General features: G+C 44.8%; 13 protein-coding genes. 6 read left to right on the plus strand and 7 right to left on the minus strand.

Annotated features, from left to right (window positions below; all coding sequences use genetic code 11):
- From AC3A14_RS19375 to AC3A14_RS19390, 4 genes are all read left to right on the plus strand, one after another.
- On the plus strand, positions 1-190 hold a 190-nt coding region (locus AC3A14_RS19375; RefSeq protein ID WP_487779112.1), incomplete at its 5' end, for an ATP-binding protein.
- A 101-nt stretch (positions 191-291) separates the two neighbouring features.
- Complete coding sequence (locus AC3A14_RS19380) at positions 292-657, plus strand: sensor histidine kinase (RefSeq protein ID WP_318732633.1); 366 nt, start codon at positions 292-294, stop codon at positions 655-657.
- A 57-nt stretch (positions 658-714) separates the two neighbouring features.
- Complete coding sequence (locus AC3A14_RS19385) at positions 715-3,489, plus strand: ATP-binding protein (protein ID WP_318732632.1); 2,775 nt, start codon at positions 715-717, stop codon at positions 3,487-3,489.
- Between the two features lie 468 nt (positions 3,490-3,957).
- The gene (locus AC3A14_RS19390; RefSeq protein ID WP_318732631.1) at positions 3,958-5,460 is read left to right on the plus strand and encodes a DEAD/DEAH box helicase; all 1,503 of its coding nucleotides are present in this window, start codon (positions 3,958-3,960) and stop codon (positions 5,458-5,460) included.
- Position 5,461: 1 nt separating this feature from the next.
- Here the strand turns inward: AC3A14_RS19390 and AC3A14_RS19395 are convergent, their stop codons facing one another.
- The 3 genes from AC3A14_RS19395 to AC3A14_RS19405 are packed head-to-tail and all read right to left on the minus strand — an operon-like array spanning position 5,462 to position 7,726.
- Positions 5,462-6,460 carry an Rpn family recombination-promoting nuclease/putative transposase gene (locus AC3A14_RS19395; RefSeq protein ID WP_318732630.1) on the minus strand — a complete coding sequence of 333 codons (999 nt, stop codon included), beginning with the start codon at positions 6,458-6,460 and terminating at the stop codon, positions 5,462-5,464.
- A gap of 17 nt (positions 6,461-6,477) precedes the next feature.
- On the minus strand, positions 6,478-7,389 hold the full coding sequence (locus AC3A14_RS19400) for an ATP adenylyltransferase family protein (protein WP_318698847.1): 912 nt from the start codon (positions 7,387-7,389) through the stop codon (positions 6,478-6,480).
- 58 nt (positions 7,390-7,447) lie between these two features.
- Entirely contained in the window at positions 7,448-7,726 is a 279-nt protein-coding gene (locus AC3A14_RS19405) for a DUF1830 domain-containing protein (RefSeq protein WP_318698846.1), read from the minus strand.
- Positions 7,727-8,074: 348 nt separating this feature from the next.
- On the opposite strand from AC3A14_RS19405, the gene AC3A14_RS19410 reads away from it, so the two are divergent.
- Complete coding sequence (locus AC3A14_RS19410) at positions 8,075-9,046, plus strand: protochlorophyllide reductase (protein ID WP_318698845.1); 972 nt, start codon at positions 8,075-8,077, stop codon at positions 9,044-9,046.
- Positions 9,047-9,408: 362 nt separating this feature from the next.
- Positions 9,409-10,629: a geranylgeranyl reductase gene (chlP, locus tag AC3A14_RS19415; protein WP_318732629.1), complete on the plus strand. Its 1,221-nt coding sequence runs from the start codon at positions 9,409-9,411 to the stop codon at positions 10,627-10,629.
- A 577-nt stretch (positions 10,630-11,206) separates the two neighbouring features.
- On the opposite strand, the gene AC3A14_RS19420 is transcribed toward chlP, so the two are convergent.
- From AC3A14_RS19420 to AC3A14_RS19435, 4 genes are all read right to left on the minus strand, one after another.
- Positions 11,207-11,920, minus strand: a complete 714-nt coding sequence (locus AC3A14_RS19420; RefSeq protein WP_318732628.1) for a phycobilisome rod-core linker polypeptide — start codon at positions 11,918-11,920, stop codon at positions 11,207-11,209.
- Between the two features lie 70 nt (positions 11,921-11,990).
- Positions 11,991-13,538 carry a chlorophyll a/b binding light-harvesting protein gene (locus tag AC3A14_RS19425; RefSeq protein ID WP_318698842.1) on the minus strand — a complete coding sequence of 516 codons (1,548 nt, stop codon included), beginning with the start codon at positions 13,536-13,538 and terminating at the stop codon, positions 11,991-11,993.
- A gap of 2 nt (positions 13,539-13,540) precedes the next feature.
- Positions 13,541-14,572: a chlorophyll a/b binding light-harvesting protein gene (locus AC3A14_RS19430; protein WP_318732627.1), complete on the minus strand. Its 1,032-nt coding sequence runs from the start codon at positions 14,570-14,572 to the stop codon at positions 13,541-13,543.
- Positions 14,573-14,586: 14 nt separating this feature from the next.
- On the minus strand, positions 14,587-15,666 hold the full coding sequence (locus AC3A14_RS19435) for a chlorophyll a/b binding light-harvesting protein (protein ID WP_318698839.1): 1,080 nt from the start codon (positions 15,664-15,666) through the stop codon (positions 14,587-14,589).
- Between the last annotated feature and the right edge of the window lie 568 nt (positions 15,667-16,234).

Below are 16,234 nucleotides of genomic sequence, written 5' to 3' on the forward strand. Positions count from 1 at the left end.
AGAACGCATCTTCGAGCAAGGATTTACGACTAAATCTGTGGGTAAAGGAACGGGGTTAGGGATGGCGATCGCCTATCAAATCGTAGTAGAAAAACATGGCGGTAAGATTACTTGTAACTCTGAACTGGGCAAAGGGACTGAGTTTGCGATCGCAATCCCTTTAGATAAGAAGCCATCAATTACAGATTAGAATCATCTAAAATTTACCCGATAATTCTCAAACATCGCCTCAAAGCCAACGAGGAGCGTCCAGCGATTAAAATCGTAAAAGACTATGGAGCGCTACCGGAAGTGCAATGTTTTCCTGGACAACTCAACCAAGTGTTTATGAATCTGATTGCCAATGCTATTGATGCCCTAGATGAGGGCAACCAGGGGCGCAGTTTCGACGAGATTGCCAATCAGATTAAGATTATCACCTCAGCAACAATGGAGGAAGTGATCATTCGCATTGCCGATAATGGCATGGGGATGCTAGAAGAGGTGAAACGGCGCATCTTCGAGCAAGGGTTTACAACTAAAGCGGTGGGTAAAGGTACGGGGTTGGGAATGGCGATCGCCCGTCAGATTGTCGAAGAAAAACACGGTGGGGTGCTCTCTTGTCAGTCAGAGTTGGATAAAGGTACGGAGTTTACCATTTCTTTACCAGTTCATTAGCAGACTTTAACCAATAATGTCGGACATCTCTAGGTCACCAATTCAAAATATAGAGTCATGAATATATTTGGCAAAAAAAACGAAAACTCTAATCAAATCTCTTTACAAGTTATTCTCCTAGTTCCCTTCATTTTGCAAATGTTGGCCCTTGTGGGAGTAATCGGTTATCTCTCTTTCCATAATAGCCAAAAGGCAATTGAACATCTAACTCTTCAATTACAAGCAGAAGCCAATGAAAGGATCGAACAACATCTCCAGGAATACTTGAATACATCTAAAATCATTGTACAAGAAAATGCCGATGCTTTTTCTCAGGGAATCCTCAATCCTAACAATCTTAAACAAATTGGTCGCTATCTTTGGAAAAGGAGAGAAGTGCGAGACGGGGAATTAGGCTTTTTCTTGTTTGGCAGTATCAACCAGGATCATATTTCAGTTGGAGAGCATTTTGACGACGGTAGAATTACAATAAACCAAATTGATAGTCAGAGCAGCGATCGCCGTTTTAAAATCTATGAAGCAGACGGACAAGGAAATCAAAAAAATCTGCTTGCAACCGATCCAGACTATATCAATCAATTTCAGAAAGAGGCTTGGTATGCAGAAGCGATCCAGCACAAAAAACCGCTTTGGACTTCTATCTATCAATGGGAAACTGATCCATATCCTCTCAGTATTGCTGCTAGTTTTCCGATTCGCGATTCAAACCAAAATATTATTGGCGTTCTTGCGATTGAAAAGCGTTTATCTAATATTAGCGATTTCTTGAAAAAGCTTGAACTTAGTCCATCTGCTGAAATTTTCATTATCGATCGTAAGGGATTAATTGTGGCCAACTCTACTTCTGAAGAAGGTTTTATCTTAAGGGAGGGGAAGCCTCAACGATTGAACATTATAGATAGCCAAGAGCCTTTAGTTACAGCGTCGGCAAAATTCGTATTACAAAAATTCGGAAATTTCAATGCGATTCAAGATAATCGACAGCTTGAATTTGAGACAGAAGATGGTCGGCAGTTTATGAGCGTTACGGTATGGAAAGACTCTTGGGGAATAGATTGGCTAGTGGCGATTGTCATTCCAGAAAAAGACTTCATGGCAAAAATTTATGCCAATACTAAAACGACGATTATACTGTCTGCCCTCGCTGTCTTATTAGCCTTAATATTGGGGGTTTATACATCCCGTTGGATTGCCAAACCTATTTTTAATCTCAGTCGAGCTTCTGAAGCAATCGCGAATGGTGAATTAAGCCAAACGATTCAGCCATCCAAAATCAGTGAATTTTCCATATTAGCTCAATCTTTTAATCGAATGGCACAACAACTACAGGAATTTTTCACGGCTTTAGAAAAAAGCAAGGAAGAACTCGAACATAAAGTACAGCAACGAACTGCCGAACTAGAGCAAGCGAAAGAAAAAGCAGAAGTGGCGAACGAAGCAAAAAGTGTATTTATCGCCAACATGAGTCACGAGTTGCGATCGCCCCTCAACGCCATTCTCGGGTTCACGCAAATCATGACTCGCTCTCAAACCCTACCCCCAGAACAACAACAAAATGTCAGCATTATTAACCGCAGTGGCGAACATCTCCTGACATTAATTAATAATGTCCTCGATCTCTCCAAAATTGAAGCCGGGCGTATCGTTCTAAACGAGAATAATTTTGACCTCTATCGCCTTCTCGACGACATTCACGATATGTTCCAACTCAAAGCAGCCGATAAAGGCTTGTACTTATTATTGGAACGGGCCGAAAATCTTCCCCGCTATATTCGCACCGATGAAGTCAAACTTCGGCAAATTCTGATTAATCTCATTAACAATGCCCTGAAATTTACTTCAGAAGGAGGGATTTGTATCCGACCAACCCACCAGTCACTCACCAATAATCAAGGGATAACAGTACATTTTGAAATTGAAGATACCGGGCCGGGAATTGCCCCAGAAGAACTTGACCAGCTTTTTGAAGCGTTCTCGCAAACCGCAAGTGGCAAATATGCCCAAGAAGGAACGGGCTTAGGACTGTCCATCAGCCGTAAATTTGTACAACTGATGGGAGGGGAGATGCACGTTAAGTCTAAATTGGGAGCCGGAACCGTTTTTAGCTTTGAGCTTAAAGTAGAAGAGGTTGCTGAGAGTGAAATAGAAAGCAAAAATATTCAACGTCGTATTATCGCCCTAGAACCCGGTCAACCTCGCTATCGCATTCTGATTGTTGACGATAAGTCTGTCAATCGGCAGCTTTTAATCCATTTGCTCAATCCCTTAGGCTTCGAGTTGCAACAAGCCAGTAACGGCAAAGAAGCTATAGAAATTTGGGAACAATGGCAACCTCATCTGATTTGGATGGATATGCGAATGCCTGTAATGGATGGGTTTGAGGCCACTCAAAAAATTAAAGCAACCACTCAAGGACAAGCAACGGCAATTATCGCCCTGACAGCCAGCGTTTTGGAAGAAGAACGGGCAGTCGTTTTATCGGCAGGATGCGATGATTTCCTACGTAAACCCTTTCGAGAAGAGCAAATATTCAAAGTGATGGAAGAGCATTTAGGTGTGGGTTATGTTTATGAAGAGCCAGTCTTCCTGATAGAAAATAAGCCTTCGATACTTGAAGCACTAACAGCAGAAAATATTCAGGCGCTTTCAGCAGAATTGCAGCAGCAATTGCGCCAAGCTACCCTCACAGGTAACCAACAGAAAATGGCTGAAGTAGTTCGGGCTATTGCTGAAGAGAATACTGCTTTGTCCGAGGCGATATCGACTTGTTTTCAAAACTTTGAATATGACAAAGTTTTGAACTTAATTCCCCAAAAAGATGCTTTAAAATAAATTTTTATGAAAACTGGCATTATCTATCCCTCTTCTGTCACTTTCGGAAAAAGGGGGCCCAGCCCCTTGTCTCTCAGGGATCGATTAGTTGCAAGATTAAAGAGAAATGGTATGAAACCCTCATTCTTTCCTTGGCGATCGCGGGCTGTAATGAGGGAAATTAATCATCTATTTCAACTTTTGGCCAAATATGAATTTTTCATCAAGGGGTGATAATAAGGCTAAAAAGCAGATTGTATAAGGAATAGAGCCTATAGCCCTTTCTGAAAAAACAACCCCTTATGAGGTTTGCACTCCATTAATTCTTCAGCTAAAGAAGAGCAACATTGGAAGGAGTAAATCCACAATAATCCGTAGCATCCGATGTAAAAGTGACTATTAGGTTGGCTTTGTATCCAGATCAACAGTTATCGTTGTTTTAACACCAATAATGAGTCAGGATGGTCAAGGTTGAATCGATGAAGGTCTATGACTCGTATCCCCAAATTAACTTACGATCGCGGTACGCTGATTTTGCATCCCCCACCGAGGGGAAAAACTTGGGTTGATTATGCCACTTGGGACGATCGAGTAGAAAAATTTCGTATTTTGGGGATTCATTATCGCCGGTTAATAGAAACGTTGTGGGAGGAAAAGGCCGTATTTGACGATCGCGCAAAAGAATTTTACCCCATAGAGTTAATTCCTGCCTTAGAAATGACTCCCTATCCCCACCAGGTGGAGGCTCTGCAAGCGTGGCGGGATGCCCAACGTCAGGGGGTGGTGGTTCTGCCGACGGCTGCGGGAAAGACCTATTTGGCTCAATTAGCCATGCAGATTACGCCCCGAACGACATTGATTGTTGTTCCAACGTTAGATTTAATGCATCAATGGTATGCCCATCTGAAGGCAGCTTTTCCAGATGTGGAGGTGGGGTTATTGGGGGGTGGATCGCGCGATCGCTCTCCTGTCCTTGTGGCAACCTATGATAGTGCGGCGATTCATGCGGAGGCGTTGGGGTCTCGCTATGGGTTGCTCATCTGCGATGAGTGTCATCATTTACCGACTGAGTTTAGTCGCGTGATTGCTGAATATGCGATCGCTCCCTATCGGTTAGGCTTAACTGCGACGTTAGAGCGAGCGGACGGACGACATCAAGATTTAGCCTTCTTGTTGGGGGAAACGGTGTATCAGAAAACGGTGCAAGAGTTATCGGGTAAGGCTTTAGCCCACCATGAGGTGGTGCAAATTAAGGTGAAATTGTCCCAACAGGAAAAGCAGCGATATGAAGTATTAATTGAAGAGAGGAATCAATTTCTGCGATCGTCTAACATTTTCCTGGGTTCCGTGAAAGGCTGGCAACTCTTTGTCCGCGCCAGTTGCAGGTCTCCAGAAGGCCGTAGGGCGATGTTAGCACATCGTGAGGCCAAGGCGATCGCCCTGTCAACTGATAGTAAACTCCGCGTTCTTCAAGACCTCCTCAATCAACATTATCCCGAAAAAATCCTCATTTTTACCGCTGATAATGCCACTGTTTATCAAATTTCCCAAACTCTCCTTATTCCCGCTATTACCCACCAAACTCCCGTCAAAGAACGCCATGATATGCTTACCCGCTTCCGTCAAGGAGAATATCAAACTTTAGTCGCTTCCCACGTTTTAAACGAAGGTGTTGATGTTCCCGATGCTCGCATTGCTATTATTTTATCCGGAACTGCATCCAAGCGCGAATATATTCAACGGTTAGGGCGAGTTTTGCGTAAAGGTTCTCAAAAAAATAAACAGGCTATTCTCTATGAAGTGATCGCTGAAAACACAGCAGAAGAGCGCACCTCAGAACGTCGCCGAGGAGAACCCAAACAAGAATCTACTTCCCTCACTCCCTTACGTTTGATTTATGGTCAAGGAGAGACTCAAACCCAGCGAGCAGCCGAACACTCTTCATCCTATTCCACAGATATAGAAAAGAACAAAGGCAAAGACGATCTCTAAATTATGCCTGATTGCGATTAGAATGATCGGCTAACCAATGGGATAAATCTTCCAGAGCAGCTAATTGAAAAATAGCAACGCTGAGTAACTCTAAATCAGATGAAGATAACTCTTCTATCTGTTTTTTGAGACTCTGTTCCAGCTCTCCAAAACGCTGTTCAAGTAACCGCAATATTAATTTAAGTTGTCCCAAAAATTCTCCCTCTGCGCGTCCTTCTTCACGTCCTTCTTCACGTCCTTCTTCACGTCCCTGTGCAAGTCCTTCTTCACGTCCCTGTGCAAGTCCATCTATTCTCGCTTGCACCGCGTAACCTTGCTGGTCTAGCAGCCAGATTTCATTTTGGTGTAACTCTTCTGCTTCCTTTGGACTTAAATTAGCTCGATTAGCAATTTCTAGAGCTTTGCCAATTTCTGGCACTTCTTCTAGACGACTGGGAATCATCTGTAAATTAGGTGCTTCTTTCATAAAATAAATCCATTTGTCGGTCAAGGTATCCAATTCGTCCAGGGATTTATTAAATTTTTGTAACTCTACAAATATCAGTTCGATCTGTTCGCCCGGATAGTCAAATGATAATTTTTTTTCCTTTAAACAAAAGTGAGTGATAATGGGGTCAACCTTTGGAAACAGAGGAAAATCGACAATCGTTAGGGAAATTACCGGTTGCAGTCGGGTATAACTTTGGGCAACACTGAGTTGATTACCATAGGTTTTAGCACAGTTATATAAGACTCGCTTTTTAAATGCAGGGGTATTATATAATTGCATTTCGATCAGGACCGTGGTGCCGTTGTTTAAGATGGCTTTGACATCAAGATAGCTGTCTTTGATGATTCTAATGTCACTTTGATTAGAAGGATCGATAATGTCTAGGTCAGTAATTTCTGAGCGACCTTCATAGATAAGAGCGTTTAAGAAGCTAATCAGGATATCTTTACTTTGTTGGGAGCCAAAAATACGCTTAAAGGCGAAATCGGTTTTGGGACTGATAAATTCCATGATTTTATCCTCTAACTTTAGAATCCTGAAACTTGCTGGAGTAGATTTATTAATCCTACTTCTTTTAATTGTGCCAATTGTTGAGCATCTCGGACTAATAAAGCTCCAGCAAATCCTAGGGAATTGACAGAAATAGAGTGCCAAGAGTCCTGGGAGCGGGGAATGACCATCATCCAGCGGCGGGTCATAAGTAAATTATAGGCTCCGGTTTGTTGAATGCCTGGGTTGTCTTGTTCTAAGCGTCCCACATGCCGCAGGAGCTGATAGTAGCAGTTAAGGCTCACCTGAGCGGCGTTTTCTGGACTGTTAATTATCTGAGGGTCAAAAAAGCGAATCGCATGGGGAAAGGGCAGTTGATGGCTTTGATAGGGACTACTCTGAGGTGATTTGGAGTCGAATACCATCTCGATGGGAATGGCAATGCCTTGGGGAATCAGGGGAAGGGGAACGAGTTGTAGGTGTTTGTGGGGTTGACTTGCCCCCGCATCGGTTCCACCATTGTAGAATCCGAGACCGTCAATTTCCGCTAGGGCGAACCACAAAGCTTGAAAATCGGCAAGGGTAAGCCAATTGTCCTGGGGTTCAAAGTCACGGGTGACAATCAGGATATGGCGATCTACGACGTTGTATTTGTTGAGCAGACAGTGGTGGGTGGGGGAGATATTGGTAACGAAGAGGTCGCGATCGCAGGGCAAAAATGGATTAACTGGTTTGCTAGACTCTGAAGAGACTTGTTGCTTGCGTTTTTGGGCTTCTTTGCGGGCTAGGTTAGAAATAATTCTGACAAGAAAGGGAATACCCCGATCTTCGATGATTTCGTAGTCAGTGAGAATGGGATGTAGGGCCCCGCAACTTAAAGCATACTGAGTTTGTTGGCGAATTCGGTCACTTAATGTGCCAGGGGTGAATAATGGGGAATTCGTTTGCATCCGTAAATTGGGGGCCCTTAGTTTCTTCAGCCTTATGATAGGGCTTTCAGGGGTAGATTTAAACGGCCAGAGCTTCAGGTTCGCTGATGCAGAGGCGATCGCATAATATCTCAGTCACTAACTTGACATTTTCTGGCTCATGCCCTTGATAAATTTCCAGATGTGCAGAAGGGGGAGCTTCAAATAATAGGTATTCTTGGGGGAATACCACCCGTTCAAAATACCAGTTGGGAATATTGGTAATTCGGGCAATCTGAATCGATTCAGTTCCGTTTTTATAGCTACAGACTAAACGCTGAGACTGGAGTTGAGATAAGGCATCAAGAATTTGGCTCATGTTAAGAGGAGATTAATTGACTTTTAACTAAATGGTCTGCATCTCTGAGAACGGGATCAGAGCAGGGCTATATCCAAAAAAAACATAACCCAATACTATCATACCTATTTTTTTATCTTTAGGTCGATCATGGAAAAAATACATAACCAACATGCGAATTCAGGTGATTTTTGTCTGGAAAGTAAATATTCTAGGAAAAGATCGTGCTTAAATGTTGATCCTAAAATCTAGGATGAGAAATTGCCAATTGCCCGTTTGAGCGGTTGCGATCGCCCCCTTTTCCCCATATGCTAAATAAATCTAGACCAAATCTTACATAACTTGGGTCAATCGAGTTTAATTAACCATATGGGACAAAAACGTAACTTAACTGCAATCATCACAGGCGCATCCTCTGGAGTCGGCTTATACGCAACTAAGGCTATGGCTAAACGGGATAACTGGCATGTTATCATGGCTTGCCGTAACCTAGAGAAGGCTGAAGCGGCGGCTAGGGAATTGGAGATTCCCAAGGATGCGTATACAGTTATGCCTTTAGATCTAGCAGATTTACAGAGTGTGCGTAACTTTGTTAATACCTTCCATGAAAGTAAACGGCCTCTAGATGTACTATTGTGCAATGCGGCAGTATATCTACCGTTGCTGAAAGAACCCCAGCGATCGGTAGATGGTTATGAGGTTAGTGTCGCGACGAACCACCTGGGTCATTTTCTTCTATGCAACCTACTCTTAGACGATCTGATTCAGTCTAAATTCTCCAACCGTCGCCTGATTATCCTGGGCACAGTGACGGCAAATACGAAAGAGTTAGGAGGTAAAATTCCCATTCCTGCCCCTCCCGATTTAGGAGATATGAAAGGATTAGAACAAGGATTTAAAGCCCCAATTTCCATGATTGATGGTAAGAAATTTAAGTCAGGTAAAGCCTACAAAGATAGTAAACTTTGTAATATGCTTATTACCCGCGAACTCCATCGCCGCTATTATGAATCGACTCAAATTGTGTTCAATTCGCTCTATCCCGGATGTGTAGCGGATACGCCTCTATTCCGCAATCATTATCCCCTATTCCGTACAATTTTCCCCCTATTTCAAAAGAATATTACGGGTGGCTATGTTTCCCAAGAATTAGCTGGAGAACGGGTTGCCGACGTAATGGCAGAGCCAGAATATCAACAATCTGGAGTTCATTGGAGTTGGGGAAACCGGCAAAAAGAAGGTCGCCAAGCGTTCGCGCAAGAACTTTCAGCCGAAGGAAGTGATATGGAAAAGGCAAAACGTTTATGGGACTTGAGTGAAACGTTAGTGGGATTGTCTTAATCAGAATTGAGGAGGGAAAGTGCCTCTCTCACAAGAGAGGGCAATATCTTGTCGATTCACCAAACCAATCGTATCAAGAGGGGCAAACGGCTGTTCGCCCCTATACCCTGTCTGCTTTTCATTTAAAAACGCTATAGAACGCCTTTAGCAACTTCTCTTTCAAGGATCGAGAACAGATCAATGACAGTACAAAGCGCTAATGTAGCGATGGATTTATGTTAACCATCAGTGTCCTCACCTGTTTCGTATCATTGTGTTAAACTCTGTTGCAGTTTAGTTACATTACGCCCCAACTGGCCCAGAAAATCCCCAGGAAATGGTAGGATTCGATCCGTGTTGTGTAACGATTGTGGAGAAAACCTTTGGGTATAAGGGTTGCTGTAGTAGGATCGGGGCCAGCAGGTTCAAGCACTGCTGAGACCCTAGCAAAGGCAGGGATTGAAACTTATCTGTTTGAGCGTAAGCTAGACAACGCGAAACCCTGCGGTGGAGCCATTCCCCTCTGTATGGTAAGTGAATTTGACTTACCCCCTCAGATTATTGACCGGCGCGTGAGAAAGATGAAAATGATCTCACCGTCTAACAGAGAAGTCGATATTAATATAGAGCGGGACGACGAATATATTGGCATGTGTCGCCGGGAAGTGCTAGATGGCTTCATGCGCGATCGCGCAGCCGAACTTGGCGCTACTTTAATTAACGGAACTGTCCAAAGACTGGAAATTCCCACCAATAGCACAGATCCCTATACCCTGCACTATAGCGACCATTCTCAGGGAGGCACGGTTGGAGTGGCGAAAACTCTCCAAGTTGATGTCGTCGTCGGTGCAGATGGGGCGAACTCCAAAGTCGCTAAAGCTATCAAAGCAGGAGACTATAACTACGCGATCGCCTTCCAAGAGCGTATCCGTATTCCCGATCATCTCATGAACTATTATGAAGACTTGGCAGAAATGTATGTCGGAGACGATGTATCGCCAGACTTCTACGCTTGGGTATTCCCCAAATACGACCATGTGGCTGTCGGAACGGGAACCATGAAAGTTAACCAAGCCAAAATTAAACAACTGCAAGCCGGAATTCGCGCTCGTGCAGCCAAGCGCTTGGTTGGTGGAGAAATTATCAAAGTGGAAGCTCACCCCATCCCCGAACATCCCCGTCCCCATCGAGTACGCGGTCGGGTTGCCCTCGTGGGTGATGCAGCAGGAACCGTAACCAAGTCTTCTGGAGAAGGCATCTACTTTGCTGCTAAGTCTGGTCGCATGTGTGCCGAGGCGATCGTCGAATTTTCTAACAACGGTCAACGCATTCCCACGGAAGACGATCTCAAGATTTACATCAAACGCTGGGATAAGAAATATGGCCTGACCTACAAGGTACTGGATATCCTGCAACAGGTTTTCTATCGTACCGATGCTACCCGGGAAGCCTTTGTAGAAATGTGTTCTGACAAAGACGTACAACGGCTAACCTTCGACAGCTACTTGTACAAAACCGTGGTTCCCGCGAATCCCTTGATCCAAATGAAGATTACTGCGAAAACCATTGGTAGCTTGCTCCGGGGTAATGCTTTAGCCCCTTAAGTGCTGTAACTTACTGTACGTATCGCCAATACGAATCAACATCGATAAGATCCTCCCTCTCATACAGAGGGGGGATTTTTAATGGTCATTGCTCTGGACTTATTTAGAATAATTTGCAATAATGATCTTGTTAAACCTCACGACACAGATGAGGGTGAACAACGAAATTGATTACAGATTGAGGAAATAGATAGATGCTCCAAACGACTCTGGCACAGACCTTATCGATCGCCATAGAATCAGTATGTCCTCTAGCTTTGTCAGCCTTATTTATTGGATTCTGCTCCGCAGTGGTTGCAGCCTTCCGAAAAGCCATCCCTCAGATGAAACGGCTGCATTCTGTGCCTTGCAATTATTGTGTTTATTTTACAGGCTGTCATTATCTCAAATGCACCGTTCACCCGTCTAAAGCATTAACAGAAGAGGCCGTTGACTGTCGCGACTTTGAACACCTATCGTACCGAAAATCTTGTTGCACCAAGGGTTGTAAGAGTTAGTGAATCGAAAGAAGGGAAACCCTGAATTTTCAAGGTTTCCCGATTAACCATCTATATAAAACAACTGGAGAACTCAGATCCTATTGAGGAGCAGCGATAAAGATCACGGTTGTAATCAATATTACTACAGCAAGAGCAGGAACAATCAATAACACCCGACGGTAAACTGCGGCACTGCGATCTTGGACTCCATTGCCAAAAGTTCGCAATAATCCCAACCTTCGCAGTTGTTTCAGATAATAGGTATCATAACGGGCCATTCGTGCAAACGGAAGGTCACCTTGCGATCGCTGGGGCAAAATCCGCCGCCGTTGATACGGGACAATATCATCTCCGAAGTTTTCTTCATATTCTTCAGTATCAAGCAACTGATCGATAAATCCGCGCAACCCTTTGGTGGCTAAAACAATTGACCAAGCCAGCTTTTCTTGGGGATTATACACTTCACGTCCTAAAAAGCGTTGAATGCACATTTCGACAAACCGATAATTATTATTGGTGTCGTAATTCAAGCGCCGAAACGAATCCGACAGAGCCAAACCGCGCATAAAGCCGCGCACGGTAATTTCGCCGTGACGGAATTGTGATTCTAGAGCAGGTTGGCGATTAAACGCGATCATTTGTTGTTCATTAAACACCTGTCGATAACCGGCCCAAATAATTTCATCGATTTCTGTTCCTTTGGGCAAGTTTTCAGCGCTGTAAATCCTCGGTTGTTCATCCCCAGGAATTTCATAGTTTTTGACTCGCTGATTTTGGCTCGACAGTGGATAAGTTAAAAGGGGAAGGTTCATGTCACACTTTTGTCCGTTGAGTTGTCAAAAAGAGATACCGATCCCCCTGAAGAAGGGGGATTTTTGGCAATTAGGTCAGTCCTGCTCGACTGATTTCGAGCAAAATAAAACTGGCAAAAATTACGCCACCCAAACCCCCAACTAGAAAGCCGGAAGTGAATAAACTCCAATCTTTGTAGCCTTTGATGTTGTCCGGTAGAACTCCTCGTGGTTTTTGTCCGGGTTGGAAGATTGCCGATCCATATAAGAACAGACAAATACTGAGAATCAGTACTAAACCGGAGGCACTGCCAAATCCAGCTAAAAGAGCGGAATCTGTATCGCGCAAGGGCCCGAGTTTCAGGAATGGGCCCAGAAGTAAATAACCGTGGGCCATGCCAATTTCTAATCCTCGGGCAATGGGAGATAATCCTTTCCGATAAATGGGGAGATTTTTCACCCAAGTTAGACTAAGCTGACTGCTGTTTAGGGGAGTAGCGAGATTACCTTGTTGGAAGTCGTTTGCGTAGGGTTGTACGATCCCTGAAAATAGGGGCTGATTAAATTGAGTATCCCCAAATAAGGCTTCTGGATTGAACTTCATGTTACTGAAAACAAACCCAGCCGCGATCGCCCGTGCCCTCAGTGCATGCCAAAAATGACCGGCTAAGAGCAGACTGGCAAAAATGATATGAAACAACATTAACCAAGTTCGCACAGTGATGGTGCCATCGACCGTTAAGGTTTCAGCAGGCCCGTAGAATACGGAAGGATAGACCGTCTCATTCACCCAAACCAAGTAGGCAGCGAAGTAACCCATGTAAGCTAGAGCCGCTTGAGAGTAAGACAAATAAGCCTCACCCGACCAGACAAACAGCCCTTTAGCCCAAGTAGTGGGCTGGGTATAAATATGCCAAATTCCACCAAAAATACAGAGGATACCAATCCAAACATGACCGCCCACCACATCTTCTAGGGTGTTTACTGCGGCCATACCTTGCAGTGTCCAGCCATCGGGGGTAATGCCCACCACATAGCCAAAAATGGTTAGGGGGTTGAGTGTGGGATCGGTGACCAAGCGAACATCGGCGATCGCCGGATCGTATAATCCTCCTACTACAGTCGCCTTGAGTACCAGCAACAGCGCCCCCATTCCCAGCAACACCAAGTGAATGCCGAGAATACTGGTCATTTTGCCCCCATTTTCCCAGTCATAGCCAAACCCTTTTGCATCAAGGGTTTCCGGCCCAAGGACTGCATGATAGATTCCCCCGGCTCCCAGAATGGCAGAACTGATTAAATGAACCACACCAATGGAAAAATAGGGAAAGGTATCAATAATTTGTCCTTCAGCTCCCACTCCAATCCCTAATGTTGCCAGATGAGGCAGCAAGATCAGACCTTGGTTATAAATGGGCAAGTCAGGATTGAGGCGTGAAAGTTCAAACAACGTCATTGCCCCAGCCCAGAGGACAATTAATCCTGCATGGGCAATATGAGCGCCCAGCAACTTACCCGACAGATTGACAAAGCGGAAGTTACCCGCCCACCAGGAATAGGGATTAACAGAATCTTTAACGTAGTCGGTTTCCGGAGAACTTCCTGGAAACGCTACAGAAGTTAAGTTAGCACTCGTCATAATTAACTTACCTGCCCTCGTGTCGATGTAATGACACGGCCTTCAACAAAGCTGTATCCTGCTGCTCGCAAGGCATGGAAGAGATGGCCTTGTAGAAAGAAGAAGCCCAGCCAAAAGTGAGCGTTGGCGAGCCAAACCCGTACCGTTAATGCACCATCCGTGCTGGTAAAGACCGGGAAGCGATCGAACGTTAACGATAAGGTAGGGCCGTAAAATTCTATGGGAAATACCGTGGAGTTAACGGAGACAAACAAGGTGGCGATAAAGGCCATTAGGCTAACCGCACCGATGCTATACGAAAGATAGCCCTCACCTGACCAAACAAAGAGGTTTTTTGCCCAAGAGAACGGAGTCGTCTGGATGTGCCAAATTCCACCAAAAATGCAGATTGCACCGATCCAAATATGTCCACCGATGACATCTTCTAGGTTGTCCACACTGGCTAGCCAGTATTTTCCTTGAGTGCCAAAGAAATAACCAAAAATCACGGAGGGGTCTAAGGTAGGATTGCTGACAACGCGCACATTTTGTACTACAGGGTCATAAATTCCTCCTAAGATCGTGGCTTTGGCCACAAGGAGAAACGCGCCTATACCGAGTAAGACCAGATGAATACCAAGAATCGTAGTCATTTTGTTGGCATCATCCCAGCGATAGCCGAAGAAGGGAAAGTTTTGTTCCAGAGTCTTCGGCCCTTTGAGGGCGTGGAATATTCCGCCAGCTCCCAGGAACGCAGAGCTGATGAGATGCAAAACCCCGATGACGAAGTAGGGATAGGTATCAATGATTTGACCTCCTTCTCCGACTCCCCAACCCAATCGCGCTAGGTTGGGCAGAACAATCAATCCTTGTTCGTACAGAGATTGATCGGGTTTATACCCAGATACTTCAAAGAGGGTAATTGACCCTGCCCAGAGTACAATCAGTCCAGCGTGGGCCACATGAGCGCCCAATAGTTTTCCAGAAAGGTTGACCAGACGAGCATTCCCGGCTCGCCAGGGAATGGCTTGCATGGTGTCAGTGGCAACTGCCATAAGATACACTCCTCTTATTCAGATTGTTGTATTTGTAAGCCTGTAGGTACGATTAAGGTGACATCTTTGGCTACGAAGTCAAAGAACGTGTTAAACCGTACTCCTTTTTCTGCTATGCGGGCCCGATAGGCGTGCCAGATATGACCAACCAGGGCGATAAATCCAAGGGCGGCATGGACGCTTGAGAGGACGGCTCGGATTCCGGATTCACCAACGGGGCCGTAAAAGGCACTGGGATAGGCAATGTCGTTGACGGTGACAAAGCAAGCGACGCTGAAACCGGCGATCGCCAACGCTCCTAAGCTGTAAGATAAATAGGCTTCTGCTGACCACACCAGCCTTTGCTTGGCCCAATCGAGGGGTTTAGAAACCAGGTGAAAAATCCCCCCACTAATGCAGAGTATGCTGACCCAGACATGACCTCCGATCACATCTTCCAAGCTATTCACGCTGGCCATTCCGGTCATCGTCCAGCCATCGGGACTAATCCCCACGAGATAACCAAAGATTTGTCCAGGATCGAGATTGGGTTGCACCAAGCGGACTTGCTCAATTAGGGGATCGTAGATGCCTCCAAAGCGAGTGGCTTTCATCACCAGTAGTGCCGCTCCCATTCCTAGTAATAGGAGATGAATGCCGAGAATCGTAGTCATTTTGTTGCCATCTTTCCAGTCATAGCCAAATCCTTTGATATCCAAAGTGTCCGGCCCGAGAACGGCGTGGTAAATTCCACCCGCTCCCAGGACAGCAGAGCTAATCAGGTGCAGCATCCCAATCAGGTAGTAGGGATAGAGATCCACGATTTGTCCTCCATCTCCTATCCCCCAACCGAGGGTGGCTAGATGAGGCAGCAAGATCAGGTTTTGCTCGAACATCGGTTGCGAGGGATCAAACTGGGACAGCTCAAACAGAGTCATTGCTCCTGCCCAGAGAACGATTAGACCCGCATGGGCAACATGCGCTCCTAATAATCGCCCGGAAAAGTCGATAAATCGAGCATTGCCTTCGAGTAAGGGGGCCCCAGATTGAGGATTGTCGCCTGGAGACCAGCCCAAGGCTTGGAAGGCTGGCTTCCAGAAGATTGATACGGCCATTTGCATTCCTCAAGTATCCAAACAACAGCGCAAATGAGAACTCGATACCCTCTATTCATGCAAGAATACTAAGGGAAAGAGAATTACTCAGATGAGAATAATTTTCACTAAATTGAATTATAGGGATAGAGGCAATTTTCTGGAATAAAATTCACATATCGTTACATTCTCTGGAAAAAATCGCTAAATAGTCCATTGTATAGGGTTTACAGTGCGATCGATCGTTACGAGATTTCAAGGGCTGAGAGGGCAAGCAAATCTTAATTAAGAGTATTTCTTAATTAAATAGACTCATAATAACTTTAATTTAGAGAATAGCTATTTAGTATCTCGCAGTACTTGAGATTTGTTGCAAGTCAGTAGGACAGGATTCCCCCTCTTCTGTCACTTTCCACAAAAAAGGGGGAATGATGGTTTCTGGGTCAAGTTTAAGAAGTGCGATCGCTGAACTCGATTTTGGGAAATAGTTGAAAATACTGAGTAATATCTAGCTGATCCGTCTGATTAAGACTGTCTTCTTGTAGTTGAGTGAGTAACGTTTTGCTTTGCAGGAGCAGTTGGTGAATAT

It is taken from the genome of Roseofilum sp., assembly GCF_982964205.1.